This window comes from Kluyvera sichuanensis (assembly GCF_040930405.1).
GTDB lineage: Bacteria > Pseudomonadota > Gammaproteobacteria > Enterobacterales > Enterobacteriaceae > Kluyvera > Kluyvera sichuanensis.
In genome coordinates this window covers 3,039,824-3,059,426 of the sequence record NZ_CP162271.1, presented here as the reverse complement: position 1 = coordinate 3,059,426, position 19,603 = coordinate 3,039,824, and the positions used below count along the sequence as shown (strand labels likewise).

15 protein-coding genes and 1 pseudogene are annotated in these 19,603 nt (G+C 48.9%); 14 read left to right on the top strand and 2 right to left on the bottom strand.

Annotation, left to right across the window (positions count from 1 at the left end; translation table 11 throughout):
- Window positions 1-200 precede the first annotated feature (200 nt).
- The 6 genes and pseudogenes from AB2B48_RS14705 to AB2B48_RS14680 form a co-directional block, all read left to right on the top strand.
- Window positions 201-965: a siderophore-interacting protein gene (locus tag AB2B48_RS14705; RefSeq protein ID WP_368299516.1), complete on the top strand. Its 765-nt coding sequence runs from the start codon at window positions 201-203 to the stop codon at window positions 963-965.
- Between the two features lie 573 nt (window positions 966-1,538).
- Entirely contained in the window at window positions 1,539-3,092 is a 1,554-nt protein-coding gene (locus tag AB2B48_RS14700) for a peptide MFS transporter (protein WP_185667889.1), read from the top strand.
- Window positions 3,093-3,295: 203 nt separating this feature from the next.
- On the top strand, window positions 3,296-3,595 hold the full coding sequence (locus AB2B48_RS14695; RefSeq protein ID WP_191092061.1) for a DUF1889 family protein: 300 nt from the start codon (window positions 3,296-3,298) through the stop codon (window positions 3,593-3,595).
- Window positions 3,596-4,624: 1,029 nt separating this feature from the next.
- The gene (locus AB2B48_RS14690) at window positions 4,625-5,728 is read left to right on the top strand and encodes a porin (protein WP_368299514.1); all 1,104 of its coding nucleotides are present in this window, start codon (window positions 4,625-4,627) and stop codon (window positions 5,726-5,728) included.
- A gap of 722 nt (window positions 5,729-6,450) precedes the next feature.
- The gene (ltrA, locus tag AB2B48_RS14685) at window positions 6,451-7,578 is read left to right on the top strand and encodes a group II intron reverse transcriptase/maturase (RefSeq protein ID WP_368299513.1); all 1,128 of its coding nucleotides are present in this window, start codon (window positions 6,451-6,453) and stop codon (window positions 7,576-7,578) included.
- Between the two features lie 303 nt (window positions 7,579-7,881).
- Window positions 7,882-7,986: pseudogene (locus tag AB2B48_RS14680) on the top strand (hypothetical protein); the annotation flags it as partial.
- 105 nt (window positions 7,987-8,091) lie between these two features.
- On the opposite strand, the gene AB2B48_RS14675 reads toward AB2B48_RS14680, so the two are convergent.
- Both AB2B48_RS14675 and AB2B48_RS14670 read right to left on the bottom strand, forming a co-directional pair.
- Complete coding sequence (locus AB2B48_RS14675; protein WP_368301969.1) at window positions 8,092-8,382, bottom strand: hypothetical protein; 291 nt, start codon at window positions 8,380-8,382, stop codon at window positions 8,092-8,094.
- Window positions 8,383-8,901: 519 nt separating this feature from the next.
- Entirely contained in the window at window positions 8,902-9,054 is a 153-nt protein-coding gene (locus tag AB2B48_RS14670; RefSeq protein WP_368299512.1) for a hypothetical protein, read from the bottom strand.
- A gap of 1,414 nt (window positions 9,055-10,468) precedes the next feature.
- Between AB2B48_RS14670 and wecA the strand changes: the two genes are divergently transcribed.
- The 8 genes from wecA to AB2B48_RS14630 all read left to right on the top strand — a co-directional run bounded on the left by wecA (window position 10,469) and on the right by AB2B48_RS14630 (window position 19,550).
- Window positions 10,469-11,572 (top strand): UDP-N-acetylglucosamine--undecaprenyl-phosphate N-acetylglucosaminephosphotransferase, encoded by a 1,104-nt coding sequence (gene wecA, locus AB2B48_RS14665; protein WP_368299511.1) that lies wholly within the window; start codon window positions 10,469-10,471, stop codon window positions 11,570-11,572.
- 73 nt (window positions 11,573-11,645) lie between these two features.
- On the top strand, window positions 11,646-12,779 hold the full coding sequence (locus AB2B48_RS14660; RefSeq protein WP_368299510.1) for a polysaccharide export protein: 1,134 nt from the start codon (window positions 11,646-11,648) through the stop codon (window positions 12,777-12,779).
- A 2-nt stretch (window positions 12,780-12,781) separates the two neighbouring features.
- Window positions 12,782-13,216, top strand: a complete 435-nt coding sequence (locus AB2B48_RS14655) for a protein tyrosine phosphatase (RefSeq protein WP_368299508.1) — start codon at window positions 12,782-12,784, stop codon at window positions 13,214-13,216.
- A gap of 22 nt (window positions 13,217-13,238) precedes the next feature.
- Window positions 13,239-15,374 carry a polysaccharide biosynthesis tyrosine autokinase gene (locus AB2B48_RS14650; protein ID WP_368299506.1) on the top strand — a complete coding sequence of 712 codons (2,136 nt, stop codon included), beginning with the start codon at window positions 13,239-13,241 and terminating at the stop codon, window positions 15,372-15,374.
- A 331-nt stretch (window positions 15,375-15,705) separates the two neighbouring features.
- A complete protein-coding gene (locus AB2B48_RS14645) occupies window positions 15,706-15,987 on the top strand; it encodes a hypothetical protein (RefSeq protein ID WP_368299505.1) in 282 nt (93 codons plus the stop codon).
- A 178-nt stretch (window positions 15,988-16,165) separates the two neighbouring features.
- Window positions 16,166-16,696 (top strand): YjbF family lipoprotein, encoded by a 531-nt coding sequence (locus tag AB2B48_RS14640; protein ID WP_368299503.1) that lies wholly within the window; start codon window positions 16,166-16,168, stop codon window positions 16,694-16,696.
- Window positions 16,696-17,445: a capsule biosynthesis GfcC D2 domain-containing protein gene (locus tag AB2B48_RS14635; protein ID WP_368299501.1), complete on the top strand. Its 750-nt coding sequence runs from the start codon at window positions 16,696-16,698 to the stop codon at window positions 17,443-17,445. The genes AB2B48_RS14640 and AB2B48_RS14635 overlap by 1 nt, the downstream gene beginning before the upstream one ends.
- A complete protein-coding gene (locus tag AB2B48_RS14630) occupies window positions 17,442-19,550 on the top strand; it encodes a YjbH domain-containing protein (RefSeq protein ID WP_368299500.1) in 2,109 nt (702 codons plus the stop codon). The genes AB2B48_RS14635 and AB2B48_RS14630 overlap by 4 nt, the downstream gene beginning before the upstream one ends.
- Window positions 19,551-19,603 lie beyond the last annotated feature (53 nt).

The window sequence follows — 19,603 nt, the reverse complement described above, 5'->3', positions numbered from 1 at the left end:
TATATCTAAAGTTATGTCTTTAGCAATATCGAAAATGAGAAATTTATTAATACATTGATATTTAATGATTTTAATTTTAATGGTGAATTTTTTGTGCGCCGTTATTCATATATCTTAAAAATAGCTTGCTTTCTGCTTAGTTGGCAATCATTATCATTTGCAAATGATTTAGATATATCTATTTGTGAGAGAGACGCCGAATGAAAGAGAACAAATACCCACAGCGCGTGCGCAATGAACTCCGTTTCCGTGAACTGACCGTCCTGCGCGTTGAGCGCATTGGCGACGCTTTCCAGCGCGTGGTGCTGGGCGGCGAGGCGCTGGATGGTTTTAGTTCGCGTGGCTTTGACGATCACACCAAGCTGTTTTTCCCGCAGGCAGGTAGCACCCTGACACCACCGACGATGACCGATGAGGGCATTGTGTGGGCAGACGGTGTACGCCCGCAGGCCCGCGACTATACGCCGCTCTATAACGCCGAGCGCCATGAGCTGGCCTACGATTTCTTTATCCACGATGGCGGTGTTGCCAGCCAGTGGGCAATGGAGGCAAAAGCAGGCGATACGCTGCTTATCGGCGGCCCGCGCGGTTCACTGGTGGTGCCGGAAGATTATGCCTGGCAGCTGTATGTTTGCGATGAAACCGGTATGCCAGCGCTGCGTCGCCGTCTGGAAGCGCTGCAAACGCTAGCGGAGCGCCCGCAGGTAACGGCGCTGGTGATGGTAAAAGACGAAGCGGATAAAGCCTATCTGGCCGGGTTTGATGGTTTCAATATCGAGTGGATCTCCGGCTACGATGCAGCCACCGTTGCCGCGCGGCTGGCACAGCTCACGGTGCCGGCGTCGGATTACTTTATCTGGCTGAGCGGTGAAGGGAAGGTGGTAAAAAACCTGACCGATGGTTTTGTGACCGACGCTATCGACCCGCAGCTGGTGCGATCAAGCGCCTACTGGCACGCGAAATAACCGCATTCCGGTTGCGCTATACGATGACGTGATAGCGCGACCCCCATCCTGCCATCTCTCTTCCCATGATTTATCCAGATCTCCCATCATCATTATGATGAACACCCCGTTTTCCATACTTTTTATACGATTATTTTGCACGATTATCAGGGCTTTATTTAGCGATTGATTTTTATCTAATTGATTGTTTTAAAATGATTATTACCACTTAAACCTATGGTTATGTGATGTCAATCACTACATTGGGTTTTCCAATACAAAATCTGTAAAACTAGAACTTTGTCGACTTTTCGTCTAAAAATACCGGGTCAAGGGCTAGACACGACCACTTAATGGTTATCAAATGGTTAAAAAATACCGTGTCAGATGTTATTCATCGACAAAATTAAAAAATGGTTAGCCCGCATATACCCTAAATAATTCGAGTTGCAGGAAGGCGGCAAGGGAGTGAATCCCCAGGAGCTTACTCTAGTAAGTGACTGGGGTGAGCGAACGCAGCCAACGCACCTGCAACTTGAAGTATGACGGGTATACACGACTTACCTGCGTTACGACGCACCTTCTGGAGAAACTATGCATTCCTCTGTTAATAAAAACGAAAGCCGAACCTTTTTCGGTCATCCGTACCCATTGGGTTCGCTGTTCTTTACCGAAATGTGGGAGCGATTCTCGTTTTACGGTATCCGCCCGTTACTGATTCTGTTTATGGCGGCAACCGTCTATGACGGCGGCATGGGCTTAGCGCGTGAAAACGCCTCGGCGATTGTAGGGATCTTCGCGGGGACCATGTACCTGGCGGCGCTGCCGGGCGGCTGGCTGGCCGATAACTGGCTTGGCCAACAAAAGGCAGTGTGGTACGGCTCCATTCTGATTGCGCTCGGCCACCTGTCGATCGCGCTGTCGGCCTTTATGGGTGACAACCTGTTCTTTATCGGCCTGATGTTTATCGTGCTGGGCTCTGGTCTGTTCAAGACCTGTATCTCGGTCATGGTTGGTACACTGTATAAAAAGGGCGATGCCCGTCGTGACGGCGGCTTCTCGCTGTTTTATATGGGTATCAACATGGGGTCATTTATCGCGCCGCTGATTTCCGGCTGGCTGATTAAATCCCACGGTTGGCACTGGGGCTTTGGCATCGGTGGTATCGGGATGCTGGTGGCGCTGGTTATCTTCCGCGTGTTCGCCGTACCGGCGATGAAACGCTACGACAGTGAAGTCGGCCTCGACTCCACCTGGAACAGTCCGGTGGCGAAGAAAAACGGCGTCGGCGCGTGGCTGCTGGCGTTAGCGGTGGGCGTGGCGGTGATTATCACCCTGATTGCCCAGGGCATCATTGTGATTAACCCGGTGGCGGTTGCCAGCGTGCTGGTGTACGTGATTGCGGCGTCCGTTGCGCTGTACTTCATCTACCTGTTTGCCTTCGCGGGCCTGAGCCGTAAAGAGCGCGCGCGTCTGCTGGTGTGCTTTATTCTGCTGGTCTCCGCCGCGTTCTTCTGGTCGGCCTTCGAGCAGAAGCCAACGTCCTTTAACCTGTTTGCTAACGACTATACCAACCGCATGATCGGTGATTTTGAGATCCCTGCGGTGTGGTTCCAGTCGATTAACGCCCTGTTTATCATCCTGCTGGCACCGGTCTTTAGCTGGGCCTGGCCAGCGCTGGCGCGTAAAAACGTCCGTCCTGGCAGTATCACCAAGTTCGTTATCGGTATTCTGTGTGCGGCGGCAGGCTTTGGCCTGATGATGCTGGCGGCGCAAAACGTGCTGAGTAACGGCGGCGCTGGCGTATCGCCAATGTGGCTGGTGGGCAGCATCCTGATGCTGACGCTCGGCGAACTGTGCCTGAGCCCGATTGGTCTGGCGACCATGACGCTGCTGGCACCGGAGAGAATGCGCGGCCAGATGATGGGGCTGTGGTTCTGCGCCAGTGCGCTGGGTAACCTGGCGGCGGGTCTGATCGGTGGCCACGTGAAGGCTGACCAGCTGGATATGCTGCCGGATCTGTTCGCCCGCTGTTCTATCGCGCTGCTGATTTGTGCGGCGGTGCTGTGCGTGCTGATTGTGCCGGTTCGCCGGATGCTGGAAAACGCCAAATCCAGCGCGGAGCAAAAGCCAGTCAGCAACGCGTAATCCCGTTCTGACTGCTGAGCCGGTACATGCTGTACCGGCTTTTTTTTGCGCAGCGTGCTCTGTTTTTTGCGCAAAACAGCCATAAAACGTGATTTTTGATCGAGAATAAGTGCAATAACGTGAGCGGTTCCTTTGAAATTGCGGCGGATTCCGGTCCATAGTATAGACTTGATTACTACGTGGTTAATTTTAAGGACAAGCATATGCCAGCAGTCATTGATAAAGCGTTGGATTTTATTGGTGGTATGAACACGTCTGAGCCAGTACCACAGTCCATGGATGAAAGTACGGCAAAGGGAATTCTGAAATATTTGAAAGAATTAGGTACTCCGGCAAGCGCTGCCGATGTGGCTGAACGCGGCCATCAGGAAGGCTGGAGCGACGGATTTACCGATAAAGTCGCAGGATGGGCCGACAAGGTTGAGTCCGGCGAGCATATGGTGATTAAGAACCCTGAATTCTTCTCTTCCTACATGCGTGAAGAGCTTCGCTCACTGGTGTGAGCTAATCCTGTATAAACCGCAATAACCGATCCCGGATGCTTTCACCTTCAGCGTGAGAGCATCCTTTCTTTGTTTGTGCCCTTCATTTTCCAACCCTGCAATATTCGCTTTTTTCCCTCCGCGATGCTGGTATTACGTGTGGCGAAATTAAAATCACATCACGTATTTATTTTAAGCATTTTAAATATTTTATTTATTAGCAGTGATTTTATTACCAGGCTATTTATTTCGGTGTTTATTTTCATCGTATTTTTCCTATCAAGAAATTTAACCTTTCTTGTCGCTATTATTTTTTTTCATCATCTTAAATTAAATAATTATGAATAAATTGCTATCAAGGTTAACCGATTACATTATTTTGATTTGCGAAAGCAGCTGTGATGATTAAAGAATCATTGCGGATTTATTAACATTTACCATTGAAATTTGATTTTAGTCAACAAATCATGCTGATGATTTATGCTTAAGGTACAGTGGGTATGGGGTGAAACCTACCTGGTATGAGGCTTTGCTGCCATTCGTTACTTATTTTAGAGATGTTGTTTAACAATTAATTCATGTTGACGGAGTTATATTTTAAATATTAGGCTTTACACAAATTTACGACCAGAAGTAAACGCTTTCACACCTATCTGAAGGCCGGTTATTTCTGCGTTGAAAAGAAATAAAAGCACCGATAACGAGTGCGTAACAAAAAATACCGTAATAAAAACTGCAAAAGCAGATGTGGTGTTTTTTGAAGATCCATTATTTGTTAATTGATGAGTGGCAAAATGATACGGAATGGTTCTATGCGGAGCACGATAGCCTCTGCACGTTCGTTCGGCATACGTCAAATCGATTCTGAATCCCGCTTGCATCGCGGGATGCTCGGAAGCCAGCTCATCCTTTGAATTCGGTAATCAGCCTTAGGCTCTCCCTTGCGGGAGGGCTTTTTTAATGACGCGCGATAGCCTCGCGAGCCATTAAAAAAGCCTGGATTACCGGGCAAATCCCTACGGGGAATAATAATCAAAGGAACATAAAAAAATGATGAAAAGCAAGCTGGCAATTCTGATCGGTCTCGTGGCGCTGGCATCCACCGCTCACGCTGCTGAAATCTATAACAAAGACAGCAACAAACTTGATCTGTACGGCAAAGTGAAGGCAGAGCACGACTTCACCTCTTCCGTTGGCAACTCTGACGCGACCTATGCTCGTCTGGGCTTCAAAGGTGAAACTCAGATCGCCAACGGCGTGGTGGGTTATGGTCAGTTTGAACACCAGTTCAACGCTTACCAGGCAGAAGGTTCGCAGACTGAATCCACCCGTCTGGCGTTTGCTGGTCTGGATCTGGGCGACTACGGTTCTATCGACTACGGCCGTAACTACGGTATCCAGTACGACATCGGTTCTTACACTGACGTGCTGACCGAATTCGGCGGCGACTCTTTCCAGAACGTCGACAACTACATGAACCAGCGCACCACCGGTGTTCTGACCTATCGTAACAAAAACTTCTTCGGTCTGGTTGACGGTCTGGCGCTGGGTCTGCAGTACCAGGGCGCTAACGAAGATAAACGCGATCCGCTGGAATCCAATGGTGAAGGCTTCGGCACTTCCCTCCAGTACGAAATTCCTGATTCAGGCGTGACCCTGGGCGCAGCATACAGCCGTGCGAAAACGACCGATCAGAATTTCAAAGGCGAATTCAAAGGGAATGATATTTCTTACCACCCAGTATTCGGCGATACCGCAGAAGCCTGGTCCGTGGGTGCGAAGTACGATGCTAACAGCATTATGCTGGCAACAATGTACACCGAAACTCACAACATGACCCCGCTGACCGCGAAGGTGAAAGGAGAAGACGACTCATATCCGTTCTTCACCGATAAATCTAAAGCGTTTGAAGCTATCGCAGGTTACACCTTTGACTTCGGTCTGCAGCCTACCGTTGGTTACGTACAGCAGCGTGCGGAACTTGCCGGTCACTCTTTCGACGCGGTTAAATATGTTCAGCTGGGCGCAGCCTACTACTTCAACAAAAACTTTGCGGTTGATGCAGCATACAAAATCAACCTGCTGAAAGATGGTAACAATCTCGGTTTAGCGACCGACGATCAGACCGTACTGGGCGCTACCTACCAGTTCTAATTCAGGTAGCAAACTCTCATTAGTTTGTTTTTTTTATATGTGCCTAATTCTTTTGAACGTATTTTAGCCCCACTTCGGTGGGGCTTTTTTATGGTGTGCCGGGCATGCTCAGCAGTTCGGGGGTGAAAGTCCCCTGTCCAGCCTGATGGTGGCGAAGGACTAGCAAAGCGCAAGGGCGTCGTCGTGAGGCGGGGTCTGAAGGAAGCGTGAAGCAAAACCATGACCTGACGAACAGAAACCCAATATGAGGCCTACCCGGCTGGCGGAGCAAGCCATTGATTGCGAAGGCCATAACCATCAAGAGCCGGGGTGGTAGATTGGGCAGGTGTGTGGTGAAAGCGGCTGAGCTTACCCCGGGAGGCCTGTTCGTTGTTCTGCATTCAGAACTGAGCATATCGTAAGGTGTGCTGATCGGCGGACAGGAGTCAGCAGAGGGCATAGTAGGACGTAACGTCTGAAGGCCCGAACGGTAATGAGTGACGAGTATCAGCGGAGGTTCTGAACGGTCATGCAGCAGAAAACGCATCGCGGCCCTGAAGCCCGAATACGGGGTGAAGTCCCGGAAGCCGGTTCTCAGGGGGGCTGAAACCGTACGGGCACCGACGACGAGAGAAAGTCCGTCGTCAGCAGTATGGCTGATGGAGGCCATTTGTGAACCAGTCAATCTCAGGCAAGCCCTGAAAAGAGTGAAGGCCAATAAAGGTGCGGCGGGAGCCGACGGCATGAGCGTAAGCGAACTGCCGGGCCACCTGAAACACAACTGGCCGGAGCTAAAAGCGCAACTGCTGTCCGACAGGTACCGCCCATCCCCTGTAAGAAGAGTGACCATCCCGAAGCCCGGCGGCGGCGAACGCCTGCTGGGCATCCCGACGGTGGTGGAGCGCTTCATCCAGCAGGCGATGATGCAGGTGCTGCAGGCGCAGTGGGATGCGTCGTTCAGTGACAGTAGCTACGGGTTCCGCCCCGGACGCTCGGCCCATCAGGCGGTGAAACAGGCTCATAGCTATATCGGGTCGGGATGCCACTGGGAGGTCGATCTCGATCTGGAGAAGTTCTTCGATCGGGTAAACCACGATGTGCTGATGAGCCGGATAGCAAAACGGGTGTCGGATAAGCGGGTGCTGTTGCTAATCCGCAGGTTCCTGAATGCGGGGGTGATGGAAGCGGGTCTGGTAAGGCCGGTGACGGAAGGAACGCCGCAGGGCGGCCCGCTGTCGCCGTTGTTATCGAATCTGTTGCTGGATGACTTCGATAAGGAACTGGAGAAACGCGGGCTGAAGTTCGCTCGTTACGCAGACGACTGCAACGTGTATGTGAGAAGCGAACGAGCGGGTAATCGAGTGATGGCGGGGCTGACAGGCTGGCTGAGCCGCAAGCTGAAGCTGAAGGTCAACGTGAAGAAGAGTGCGGTAGCGCATCCCGAAACGCGTAAGTTCCTGGGTTACAGCTTCAGGAGGGGCAGGCAGGTATGGTGTGTCGTGTCGCCGGACTCGATAAAACGGTTCAAAACGCGGATAAGAGAACTGACGGGGCGTAACATGGGCAGGAGCCTGGAGCAGCTAATCGAGCCGTTAAAGCGATATCTGACGGGCTGGAAAAGTTACTATAGGCTGAACCAATGGCCATCGCTGATGCGTGAACTGAGCGGGTGGATAAGGCGCAGGCTGCGAAGTGTGCTGTGGAAACAGTGGAAAACGGGCAGCAGGCGCTTCAAAGCGCTGCGCAGTAGGGGAGTAAGCAAAGAGCTTGCAGCGCAAACAGTGGGAAGTTGCCATAAAGAGTGGAGGATGAGCTGTAGTCCGGCGCTGAATATAGCCCTCCCCAATAAGGTGGGCCTGCCAGAGATGTAGGCAGGGGACGCTCAACATAACCGAACCGCCGTATACGGACCCGTATGTACGGTGGTGTGGGAGGAGGCCGATCGTGAGATCAGCCCTTATCCCGATCCCTAATTTTCGGCTTTTAACCTGCGCCAGAAGGTGGTGCAGCTCACCCCCAGATATCGCGCGGCGGCGATAGCTTCAGCCGCAGAATGCTCAGGCGATAAAACAGGTCCTGGCGAAACTGCTCGTGCTAACGTCCAGTTGCTTAACGAAGTCACCGCTGAACCCTGCGCGGTCAACGAGAAGGGGATGCTGGTGATCGACGGGCCGCTGCCGAAAACGCGATCGGGAAAGATGCTACGAAGTACGATTCCGGCCATTTGCGAAGGGCGCGATCCGGGGGATCTGACCACGCTCGACGATCCGGCGGCATGATTTACAGACTGGCTGAGCGTTAAATATTTTTATTGGTAGAATAATAACGCGTAACGTGAACAGTTAAATAAGCGCTATCCTTTCCGATAGCGCTTATTTTTTTAATTAACAGCGACCCGCTTTTTTCGATAACGCATCACAGGTTCTGGTATTCGAACCCGCATTTCCACCTGCGCAAATGGCATCGGATACCGTACTGCTGCCACCCAGCGATATCACGCCATACAATTTTGGTTCAGCGGCTTTTGTAACGTAACAACGGTGAGTGGTCGTGCCGATGGTCGCAACAAAATTGGTCTTTACGCCCTCCTGGCGAATATCCGAAATGGTCACCTGAGATGCATCGACGTTCAATGCAAAAGAGGCGGCATCCCGGACTTCGCTTTCCGTGGCGATAGGCGGTTTCGCTACGCATCCCGCCAGCAGGAGTACCGACAGCGTGCATGTGGCTATATTTATTTTTTTCATTCTTCAATCCCTCGAGGTATTTGGTATGAAAACAGGTATAGATTATTTATTATTCTGCTTCATTGATTTTAATCATCGATTTTTTGAACGGCGGAGGGTGATTTTTTAATTATTGGATAATTGTATAGTTATTTATTTATACATTGATAATGAAGGTGCCTACGAATTTTATAGCGTTCCCGGATAAATAAATTAGACGCAAGGTATAGATTCTGGGGATATATTTTTCGGCGGTATGGCGGTATTTGATAAGCGTGAAATATACTTCAGTATTGCGGCGAGGAGGAGAGCGCATGGGGAAGTGCGGTAGAAAAGAACAGCGCTGAAAACTCCAGCCGCAATCCAGTTGGGATTGAACCGATAAACAGGTGATTTTGATCCACGCTAGTGGCATGTTTTTGCTGGTTTGCAATTGGGCCTGAGCGCAACGGCAGGCTGGGGATTGTTTTACGTCCGCATTGACCCCTGACAGAGTGGGTTGACGGTATAGATAGCCAGATAACCTCTATAGGGGCGAGTTGATTGCCATGCCGGACGTTGGTCTGATTCTGCCTCAGCCAACGCATTATGGTCGTAGCGCGTGCCAGTCATCGATGCCATCTGCAGAGGATTCCCGGTTTCTCCGGTGGGTAAGTTGATGAGCAGATATGAAGTATTACAAGGGATTAGCATTTTTGAGCTGATGTTAACGCGCTTTGCTTATGCGCTGCATTATCGGCCCTCTCAGGGGGGCGCCGCGCGGATGACCACGACTATCGGGTGCCGCATCCCTGGTCGATCAACAATGTCTGACACTCAGGATAGAGTCGCGCTGTTTGAGCGTTCGTTGTTGGTTTACTCAACAAGCCAGTATTTACCCCCCATTTTTAGTGAAAAGTTAAAAAATATAAATAAACCCCTCTCATTGCATCAGTCTCTACATTCGCCGCGCTTACTACCGGGTCGACTATGTTGAACCATCACAAAATAGGGGCGGTTCTGTATTCGGAATTAGGCTTGTTGGCTTTTAAATAGACGTGATGATGTTCGGTCTAGCCGTGCCTGGCGCATAAGCATAACATGCTGGAATATCGAGATAAATTAAGGTTTGCCGCTTCGCTTGTGCGGTGTAATAAAATGAGGATGGCGGTTGATGAAGCCTTGAATAAATCATTTATATGATTCATTCAAGGCTTCTGGAAAATGAGTGCGGATATGTAAAAACATTTAAAAATAAGAAAATTATTATTTTCTCCATTTTTTCGTTTTGGCTTTTGGTATTAAACTTCTTTAATATCAATGTGATGCGTGATTATCCATGATGAAGGAGGTGAAACGTTTCGACTGTCAAAAAAAGATAAATGGGCGCCTTAATCTGGTGTTATTGAGACTTTTCTTATTGCCTTGATCTGTCTTGCAAATTTTTTGTGATAGCCTGTTGAACCACTGCCATGAGTAACTATGCACTGCATTTTGTCAAATTTTTATGATGCAAAAAAGACTTAAAATACCTTGAACTACATGATTACATGGGCTGCCGAGAAAATACTAAATTAGTTCCGTTATTATATGGATGTTTTTATAATCTAAATTTAATTTATGTAAGAAAGATGTGAAAATTCTCGGTAAATAAAATTATTAATAAGGTTGGCATAATTAAAATATATGTAATAGGAAGTCAAGTACACAATAAAACTAATAATGACACACTTTTGTTAAAAAAATAAACTCGATTTCGTTTTTTAATGATTAAAATGTGAATTATTAACCTGTTGATTTATATGTATTTTTTTATTAATTATTGTATTTTTGTTAACATGTGAAAACATATTCCAAGTCAGTGTGTAAAAAGTGATGTAATTTTGACACGCAAAATCATAAGTAATAGAATGCGAGCTCTTAGGATTTTCCTTATATCCGATAGGCTGTATTAGCACAGCATCTTCCGTGTGCGCAAAATCAATATCCTCGATGGTATGTGGTTATATCCGCATTCGCCATGGGCGGTAGCGTCGCCAAAACAAAAGGTATTACCATGAGTAAAGAAATTCTCATCATGTTTTCAACAGCGATGATAGTCCTCCTTATCGCTCGCGTGATGGCCTTGAAATGCGGTCTGGTTGACAAGCCTGGTGGACGTAAGCAGCACAGCGGAGAGATTCCCCTTGTCGGCGGGATCTCATTCTACTGCGCAATCGTGCTGTTTTACCTGTTCTGGCCGGAAGTGCTGCCACACGGTGACGCGCATTTTCTTCCCTACTTGCTGAGCATCTCTTTACTGTTGTGCGTCGGCATTGCTGATGACCGCTTTGATCTGCCGGTTATCCCCCGTGTTCTTATTCAGGCATTGTCCGCCGTGATTATCATGGCTAACGGCTTCTACCTGCATACGCTTGGCTATGTTTTGGGTGACAATGAACTGATACTTGGCCCGGTTGGCTATGTCGTCACGTTGTTTGCCTCCTGGGCGGCAATCAATGCATTCAATATGGTTGATGGTGTTGACGGCTTGCTCGGTTCTGTCTCTGGCGCAACCTTTGCGGCGCTGATGGTGGTGTTCTTGCTGGCGGGATCGTCGACGCGAGCAATGTGGTGTCTGCTGATGATCGTTGCTCTGATCCCTTACTTAATGTTGAACATGGGTCTGATCGGCGGCAAGCGTTTAAAAGTTTTTATGGGTGATGCCGGCAGCATGGTGATTGGATTTACCGTGCTGTGGCTGGTGATACTCGGCAGTCAGGGCAGAAGCGCGGTGATGTCACCCGTGACGGCGCTGTGGGTGATAACCCTGCCGTTGATGGATATGGTGACCGTCATGGTGCGCCGCATGCGCCGTGGGCAGAGCCCGTTCCATGCCGATCGCGATCATCTACACCATATTTTGATGCGCAGTGGATTAACGGCCCGCCAGACGGTACTGGTGATGACTGCGCTGACGGCTGCATTTGCGAGTCTGGGAATTCTGCTTTCCCAGCAGGGTATCGCAGAGTGGCTCTCTTTGATTGCATTTCTGAGTTTGTTTGCCGGTTATTGGATAACGAATAATAAACTGCAAAAACGCAATCCAGACCCTAGAGCACAACGAAGCAAACCAAAGGATATGGCTGCAGGTGCCGATGTCGCAACCGGCAGCCGCTAGCATCTCTATATTGTATTAATCAAATAACCCAGCGCTGCTGGGTTTTTCAATTTCAACGATCCAAGTGACCAACATGATGACTGTAAAATTAGCAGCTGTACCGCTCTTCATTTCAGCTGTTTTATTGAGTGGCTGTACTATCGTTCCGGGCAGTAATCTCACTACTTTTGGTAAAACCGTCGTCAATAAAGACGATAGCGCGAATATCAATGACAAAGTTAACGTCTATACCGTCACTCCGAAACTGATTGAGTCACTGAACCCGACCCCGGTCGTTGCACGTCCAAACCCGCAACTTGCTGACGATATTCAGGATTACCAGTACCATATTGGCGTCGGCGACATATTGATGGTCACCGTGTGGGATCACCCGGAACTGACGACGCCTGCGGGTCAATATCGTAGCGCATCCGACACCGGTAACTGGGTACAATCTGACGGCACGATCTTCTACCCCTACGCCGGGAAGGTAAACGTGGTTGGTCGTACCCTGCCTCAACTGCGCGAAGAGTTGACCAGCAAGCTAGCCACCTATATCGAATCGCCACAAATCGACATCAGCGTTGCCGCGTTCCGCTCACAAAAAGCCTACGTCACCGGTGAAGTGGTCCGTTCGGGTCAGCAAGCGATCACCAACGTGCCTTTAACCATTATGGATGCGATAAACCAGGCCGGCGGCCTTGCGGAAAACGCGGACTGGAACAACGCGGTATTAACCCATAACGGCAAAGATGAGCGCATCTCCCTTCAGGCGCTGATGAAAAATGGCGACCTGACCCAAAACCGAATGCTCTATAACGGCGACATTCTGTATGTGCCACGCAACGATGACCTGAAAGTGTTTGTGATGGGGGAAGTTAAAAAACAGACCACCCTGAAGATGGACCGCAGCGGGATGACGTTGACCGAAGCATTAGGGAATGCTGAGGGTATTGACCAGATGAGCGCTGATGCAACCGGTATCTTTGTTATTCGTTCGACTCGAGGCAAAGATAACAGTGGCAAAGTGGCAAATGTGTATCAGTTAAATGTTTCTGATGCCACTGCGCTAGTGATGGGGACGGAGTTCAAACTTCAGCCGTACGACATCGTCTATGTCACTACCGCACCAGTCACCCGTTGGAACCGCGTCCTGAGTCAGTTAGCCCCTACTATTACGGGCATTAATGACATGACGGAATCCGTTCGCATGATTAAGCAGTGGTAATTATGTTTGATTCTATTTTAGTGGTTTGTGTTGGCAATATTTGCCGCTCCCCGACCGGGGAGCGTTTGCTTCGCCAGTCTCTGCCAGGCAAAAAGATTGATTCCGCAGGCTTAGGAGCGCTGGTTGGCGAAGAGGCTAACGAAATGGCCGCTGACGTTGCTGTTGAGCACGGGTTATCCCTTGAAAACCATTGCGCGCAGGCGTTCTCTTCAAGTCTGGCGATGCAATACGATCTGATCCTGGTGATGGAAAAATCCCATCTCGAACGGATCAAGAAAAGCTACCCGGAAGTCAGTGGTAAAACCATGCTGTTTGGTCACTGGCAAAACCAGATGGAGATCGGCGACCCGTACAGGAAAAGCCGTGAAATGTATCAGCTGGTTTATACACAATTAGCCCAAAGCACCGCGCGCTGGGTCCTGGCGTTAAAGCAATAATTAAGAACAGAGATTTAATTAAATGTCAGAACAAAATTCGAACATTGGTAATAATGACGATAAGATTGAGCTAAATGAACTGTTCGGTGTGCTACTCGATAATAAATGGAAGATCGTAATTATTACAGCGATCTTTACATGTCTTGGAATTATTTATGCATTTATGGCGACCCCCATTTATCGCGCTAGTGCATTAATACAAGTCGAGCAAAGTGCTGGCAGTAGTGTATTAAGTAAACTCTCTGATATTATGCCTGATAGTAAGCCTGAATCACAAACTGAGATCAGCTTAATCAATTCCCGCATGGTATTGGGAAAAACGGTTGATGAACTCGCTTTAGATACCGTCGTTACCGAAAAACACTTCCCGATGATTGGCAAAGGCTTAGCCCGATTACTGGGAACCCCTGATGGTCAAATTGCCGTATCCAGGTTAGTTGTTCCAAATGAGCTATTAGATATTCCAATGGTTCTTAAGGTTGTCTCGCCAAATAGCTATGAACTCGTGGTAAATGACGTCACTTATCCAGGTCGAATTGGCGAACTGCTCAATAAAAATGGTATTAATCTTCTTGTTAGTGAAATTAATGCCCCGGTTGATACTACATTTACAATGGTTAAACTGGAAAAATTAACAGCGATTAACAACCTATTAGAAAACTTATCTGTTGCCGACTTAAGTAAAGATAGCGGCATGCTGCAATTAACGTATAAGGCAGAAAGTGCCACTGATGCTATCAAGATTCTAAATAGCATCAGTAATAACTATCTGCAGCAAAACGTAGGTCGTAAGTCTGAAGAAGCTGCTAAAAGCCTCGATTTTCTTAAGGAACAATTGCCTCTAGTACGCGCTAAACTGGATGATGCCGAAAACCGATTAAACCAATACCGTCAGAAAAATGAATCCGTTGATTTATCTTTAGAAGCTAAATCAGTACTGGATACCACCGTCTCTTTGGAAACTCAGATCAATGAGTTAACATTTAAAGAGGCAGAGATCTCCAAACTGTATACTCGCGATCACCCAGCGTATCGCACGCTGCTGGAGAAAAAAGCGTTATTACTGAAAGAGCGAGACAAGCTAAATGCTCGCATTGGCAATATGCCAAAAACGCAGCAGGAAATTTTAAGTTTAACCCGAGATGTGCAGTCTGGTCAGGAAGTGTACATGTTGCTTTTAAATAAGCAACAAGAGTTGAGTATTAATAAGGCGAGCACGGTGGGTAATGTTCGCATTATTGATACGGCAATGGCGGAAACCAAACCGGTTGCGCCTAAAAAAGCTATAATTATATACATTAGTCTTATTATTGGCGTATTATCATCAATAACATTTTGTTTCTTAAAGAAAATACTGCATAACGGAATCGAGAGCAGTGAAGATATTGAGAGCCTTGGTCTCAATGTTTATGCTTCGATCCCTAATTCGAAATGGCTAAGAGACAAAAACCTTAAACTGACAAAGAAAAAACATAAAAATGTCCGTTCAGTGAATCTTCTGGCAAAAGATAATCCTACTGATTTATCCGTGGAAGCAATCAGAAGTCTACGTACGAGTTTGCATTTTGCTATGATGCAAGCAACTAATAATATTTTACTGATTTCTGGCGCGACCCCGGAGGCAGGTAAGACATTTGTCAGTTCCAACCTGGCGGCGGTAATTGCCCAATCTGATAAGAAAGTATTGTTAATTGATGCGGACCTACGCAAAGGACAAATGCATTACGTTGTTAATTGCAAAGAGAAAATAGGTCTTTCTGATATTCTAAGCGGCAGTAACAGTATTGATGATGTTGTTAAAACAACTGAGATTGAAAATTTAGACTTTATCTCACGGGGTCAAATCCCACCAAACCCATCCGAATTGTTGATGAATGCTAATTTCAAAAAACTAATGGATTGGGCTACTGAGAGATATGATCTTATTATTATCGATACGCCACCTATTTTAGCCGTAAGCGATGCATGCATTGCTGCCAGGTATGCAGGAACAATTATGCTGGTAGCTCGCTTCCAGAAAAACACCCTGAAAGAAATCGAAGTGGCCGCGAAACGCTTCGAACAAAATAAACTAAATATTAGTGGTGTAATATTTAACGGTGTTGAAAAACGCACAGCTAATTACTATGAGTATGGTGCATATAACTATTATGAATAAGAGTGTTTCGATCTTAAAATAAGAGGTTGAGGCGTTCTTGATTTCAAATATTCCTTTCCTGGGAATCTTCGGTTTATTTCATGTCAGGTCTCCCTGGTATTGTTGACGGTACCAGGGAAGGCTGGGGTGATTTAAATCGTAAAAAAACTGCTTTGTATTTTCTTGCCAAATTATCACATGGACTAATTGTTTGTTATAGGTGTGTGTTTTATTTATTTGTCATAACGAACAAGTGCTAGCTAGATTTATTATTTTATATTCACTCGATTTTCCCTGTGCGGGGGCATTCCGCCAGAGAAATACACCAATGAAACAATAAAAGAGGCTCTTAATGAAATTAAACAAAGTAAGTGTACTGATGCTGTGTGTATTGGCTGCACCTATGGCGTCTATGGCCGCTGAAGAAGTTGTTGCTGGCGCAGCAGCAACCACGGCCGGCGGCGCGACAGGGACTGCAGCGGGTACTGCTGCAACGGCAGCTGGTTTAGCAACCGGGACTACCGTCGCAATCGGTGCGGGCGTCGTTGGCGCTGTTGCTGTTGGCGTTGCCGTTGCTAGCAATAGCAACAGCAACGGTGGCACCAGCACCAGCACCACAACGTCTACGCGTTAATTCGCTTTCCTTATCATGGGGTTCTTATTGAGCCCCATTCTTCTGCCTGCTTACGGCGACTAATATGTATAAAAAAATATGCCTGGCCAGCGCGGTTATTTTACTTTGCGCTTGCAACCAACAACGTCCTGGTATCATTTCAGACACATTCAAGCAGACTTTTACCTCGCAGGATGCGGTGATCGACAATACCAAAGTTGCCAGTATCCCTTATGCCTCAATGTCACTGACGGTGGATGATGGCCCGCTGGCATTTATTGTACTGGCGTGGAATGAACACAATACACAAAAGTGGCTGACCGCTGACTCCAAAATGGTTTCAACGCAAAATGGGCGCATCATTAAAACCATTGGTTTCCAGGATAACTTACTCAAGCTTGAAAGTGATAAACCAGATCCGTTATCCAGTCCGCTAAGCATCCAGGAAGGGCAGCAGTGGCGCGTACAGATGCAGTGGAATAGTGGGACTTTCCACTCGGCCACGGTGACTTCTCGTTTCCATTGGGCAGGTACCCAGAACTTCACCATTCTCGACACCTCGCGTAATTATCGCCTGCTGGAAGAGCACGTAACGGCAGAACAGGACGGTGCGACGTACGTCCAACGTTACTGGGTTGATGCGCAAACGGGCAAGGTCGTGCATAGCGAACAAAACCTGCATCCTCATGGCCCGATGTGGTCTCTCACTTTACTGAAGCCCTACTCCTGATGATGAAACCTCTTTTGCTAACCGCCACTCTGATGGCGATAGCCCCGCTGAGTTACAGCCAGGGGCAGATTACCCTTATTTGCGAGCCCGCCTGTTCAACCACGCAGATCGCTGCTCATACCCTTAGCGATTTAGTCATGAACCCGGCGCTGCCGACAGGTATCGACTGGCAAACGGCGAAGATCTCTACACCTGCGAGTGATGCATTGCAGCAGCAAAATCAGCAGCACATTGTGGCGAAGCTGACCGCTCTGGCGAGCCAGTTGCAGCAACAGGGGGAATATATCCAGATGCAGCGTATCAATGTCCTGCGTCAGCGAATTGAACACCTGCAGGTGGTGGGGGCCTATCCTCTCTCGCTTGACCCGGATCATGTGCGCCTTAAGCCAGAATATTCGCCGCCGCTGGAGGGTGACTATCGCTTGTATGTCAGCACCCGTTCGCAGCCGGATATCACGTTGTGGAACAGTTCGCGCACCGTGTCCACCTTTGTTGCGGGTAAGCAGACTTCTGCCTATGTCGAAGTTGATCAGCAACAGCCGGGGATTGACGCGGATACGGTTACCGTTATTGCGCCTGATGGCACCACGGAAACGGTCCCCACGGGTTACTGGAATCGTCGTTACCATGAACCGCAACCTGGCAGCCAAATTTGGCTAAACCTGCAAACCTCTGCGTTGCCTGAGGGGTATCAGACTCTGAACCAGGACATCATCCAATTGCTCACACAACGGACTGTCGCGCCATGAAGCTCACTACACTCAGTTCAATGATCGCGCTGTCGCTCGGCGGCTTTAGTTCTGTTGCCAATGCAGACTGGGGTACGCCGTTGTATACCCCTTATGTCACCCCTTCACAGTCTGACTTTGGTGGCGTCGGCTTGCTGCAAACGCCAACCGCGCGAATGGCGCCCTCTGGTGAGTTCAATGTGAACTATCGCGATAACGATCAATACCGTTTCTGGTCACTTTCACTGCAATTAATGCCGTGGCTGGAAAGTACCATTCGTTATACGGATGTGCGTACCCTACGTTACGGCGCGGAAGATTTCAGCGGTGACCAGACCTATAAAGATAAGGGGATCGATCTTAAAGCGCGTCTGTGGCAGGAAACTCGCTGGACGCCGGATATCTCATTAGGATTCCGTGATATCGGCGGGACCGGTCTGTTCGACAGTGAATATCTGGTGGCCACCAAAGCGGCAGGGCCTTTTGATTTCACGCTGGGGATGGGTTGGGGATATGTCGGTAACAGCGGTAATGTGACGAACCCATTCTGTAAAGCGAGCGATCGTTTTTGCCATCGTGATGAAGGCTACAGCGGCAGCGGCGGGAATATCGATTCCGAACGCTTCTTCCGTGGGCCTTCAGCGCTGTTCGGCGGCGTGGAGTACCAGACGCCGTGGCAACCGCTGCGCTTTAAGGTGGAATATGACGGCAATAACTACCGTAATGACCGTGCGGGGACCCTTGTGCAAAGTACGCCCATTAACGTCGGCATGCTGTACCGTCTGGGCGATTGGGGTGATGTTAACCTCGGCTATGAGCGCGGGAATACGCTGACGTTCGGCGTGACGCTGAAAACCAACTTTGAAACGGTACGCAGCCTGGCGCAGAAACCGTCAAAACCGGCTTATAACCCTGACACGCAACCCGCAAATCTTGACCCTCAGGTCGTGAAGGCTCAACTTACGGCGTTGCGTGATAATGCTGGCTTGTCATCGCCGTCTATCGAACGTGATGGGGATACGGTTTACGTTTCCGGCGAGCAAACCGATTACCGCGATCGCGCTGAAGGTGTTGAGCGCGCAAACCGTATCATGATGAACAACCTGCCTGAAGGGACTCGTCAGATTGTGGTGACGGAGAAAAACCAATCGCTCCCGCTGATTAGTCATCGTAGCGATGTGGCCGCGCTGGATCAGACTTTCAGCGGCGTGCCTTTGGGGGCCACGCCGCCGGATAACGTCGACGTCCGCCAGGAACCTCAACAGCCGCAGCACGTGCAGGCCGAAGCGGCAGATAAAAAATCGGCGTTCAGCTTCGACTGGTCGCCGGTATTAAACCAGTCTATCGGCGGGCCAGAATCGTTCTACATGTACCAGATGGCGGTCAGTGGGCGAGTTGACTACCAGATGACCGATAACTGGACGCTAGGCGGTGGCGTGCTGCTTAACCTGTATAACAACTACGATAAGTTCAACTTCACCGCGCCACCTCCGGACAGTCATATCCCACAGGTGCGCACCCATATTCGTGAATATGTTGATAACAGCGATCTGTATCTGACCAACCTCCAGGCCACCCGTATTGGTACTCTGGGTGATGGCTGGTATATGCAGAACTATGGCGGTTATCTGGAAATGATGTTTGCCGGGGTCGGGAGCGAGTTGATTTACCGTCCACTGGATAAACAGTGGGCGATTGGCGCCGACGTCAACTGGGTCAAACAGCGTGACTGGAATGACCCGATGAAAATGGCAGACTACAGCGTCACGACGGGCAACCTCACCGGCTACTGGCAACCATGGTTTGCCGATGAGTTCCTGGTGAAAGTGAGCGTTGGCCGCTATCTGGCTGGCGACAAAGGCGGTACGGTTGATATTTCACGCCGTTTTGCCAGCGGGATCACCGCCGGTGCGTTTGCGACACTGACCAACGTCTCCTCTCATGACTACGGCGAAGGTAGCTTCACCAAAGGGTTCTACATTTCGATTCCTCTGGATCTGTTGAGCACTAGCCCGACCAACACTCGTGCTGGCTTCAACTGGGTACCGCTAACGCGTGATGGTGGCCAGGCCTTGCAGAAACGTTACTCGCTGTATGATTTTACCGAAGCGCGAGGAGCGCAGTAAAAATGGAAAAGGACCACTAAGTGGTCCTTTTTTTTGCCCGCATAAATACGCGA